This window comes from Haloferax sp. Atlit-6N, from assembly GCF_003383195.1.
Classification (GTDB): domain Archaea; phylum Halobacteriota; class Halobacteria; order Halobacteriales; family Haloferacaceae; genus Haloferax; species Haloferax gibbonsii.
In genome coordinates, this window is the sequence record NZ_QEQJ01000033.1 from 1 (window position 1) to 809 (window position 809).

The window sequence follows — 809 nt, forward strand, 5'->3', positions numbered from 1 at the left end:
GCCGACCTCCAGACCGGGACAGAAGTGTTCGTACAGGGGCCACTCGGGGACCCAGAAGTCGTCACTGCCGGTCTCCTGGCTCCGATTATGACGGGAGCGACGATCGTCTTTCCCGGCCCATCTGAGACGCCGAAGAGAGCCACCGCTGAGTCGGAAGGCGACGACGCAAGTGTCGTGACCGGGACCGGGCAGCCCGGCGGTTCGGCGCTTTCGTCCGAGTGACCCGACGGAAGACGTATTACCGTTCCGACACGATAGATCGTATGCTCCTCAGAGCCGCCGCACTCGCGCTCGGTATCGCCGAACTGCTCGCACCCCGTCGAATCACCGATTTCTGGGTGGGTCTCGCTACGAGGGGCGAGGCCGAAGTGAAGTCGTGGGTGTACACCGTCGCTCGGATCGAAGGCGCATTGCTCGTCCTGTGGGCGCTGAAGGGGCTCACGTCGAGATCGACGGACACAGACACGCCATCGGAATCGTAGCGACGGCGACCGCGCGGGACCACAAGATATTCCTTTTCGGTTCTAATTATATCTAATTACAGAATGGTCGACGCCGTTCCGCAGGAGGCTCCGACGCGATTCGACTACGTGCTCGGTGGGATGGGTGTCAGTCTCGCCTGCGGCGGCGTCGGCGGCATCGTCTCCGCGGTCCCGCTCGCCGCCGCGAGCGGCGTGGCGTCCGTGATCGCGACGCTCCTGTTGCTGCTCGGCACGGCCAGTCAGTACTGACCGGAAACCGAGGAATCCTTGTGCGGGCGCGTATCCAGACGTGATATGAGCCTGGAAGTAGCGGTCGCTGTCCCGTTC

2 protein-coding genes and 1 pseudogene are annotated in these 809 nt (G+C 63.5%); all 3 read left to right on the forward strand.

Annotated elements, in window-relative coordinates; genetic code table 11:
- Positions 1-222 (forward strand): annotated as a pseudogene (locus DEQ92_RS24205) (hypothetical protein); the annotation flags it as partial.
- A 41-nt stretch (positions 223-263) separates the two neighbouring features.
- Positions 264-482 carry a hypothetical protein gene (locus DEQ92_RS20970; protein WP_115821724.1) on the forward strand — a complete coding sequence of 73 codons (219 nt, stop codon included), beginning with the start codon at positions 264-266 and terminating at the stop codon, positions 480-482.
- A gap of 63 nt (positions 483-545) precedes the next feature.
- Positions 546-731 (forward strand): hypothetical protein, encoded by a 186-nt coding sequence (locus tag DEQ92_RS20975; RefSeq protein WP_115821725.1) that lies wholly within the window; start codon positions 546-548, stop codon positions 729-731.
- Positions 732-809: the final 78 nt, after the last annotated feature.